We start from the raw sequence: 459 nt of genomic DNA, 5'->3' as shown, positions 1-459 counted from the left end.
GCTGCGGCCATCGGGACCATGCAGCGAGACCCGGCCTGACACGATGTGGCACGTTTCGGAATTGCTGTCGCGCGATGCGGTGAAGCGGCCCGGCGTGCACTCCCAGACGCCGACTTCCAGCGTGCCGTCGGGCGAGGTCCACAGCGTCTTCGCTGCTTCGAACTGATTGCCGCTGATCGAGGTCGGCTTGGGCTCGGGCTCGCCGAGATCGATCGAGGCGAGATGGGAGAAGGTCTGGAAATCGGTCATGGCAGTCTCCGGGCAGGCACTGAAAATGCAGAAAGTTTTGGAGTCGCTCCGAGGCTCAATGCCCGGTGATGCGGTCGGCGATCGCGGCGAGTTTCGACGTGTGCTGGAGGCCGGCCTCCTCGCGTTCGTCGGCGACGCGATAGAGCTGATACATTGAGTGGACTCCGAGCCAGCGCATCGGCTCGGGCTCCCACTTGCTGACCTGGCGGT

The 459-nt window shown here is 64.5% G+C and carries 1 protein-coding gene and 1 pseudogene; both read right to left on the bottom strand.

All coding sequences use genetic code 11. From position 1 onward, the window contains the following. Window positions 1-249: cupin domain-containing protein (locus tag EOA22_RS37060; RefSeq protein ID WP_127390778.1), on the bottom strand; the 249-nt coding region annotated here is incomplete at its 3' end. Between the two features lie 55 nt (window positions 250-304). Beyond that, window positions 305-459, bottom strand: a pseudogene (locus EOA22_RS39795) (FAD-dependent oxidoreductase); the annotation flags it as partial.

The organism is Mesorhizobium sp. M7A.F.Ca.US.014.04.1.1, assembly GCF_003998745.1.
Classification (GTDB): domain Bacteria; phylum Pseudomonadota; class Alphaproteobacteria; order Rhizobiales; family Rhizobiaceae; genus Mesorhizobium; species Mesorhizobium ciceri.
This window is presented reverse-complemented; position numbering and strand designations above follow the sequence as displayed.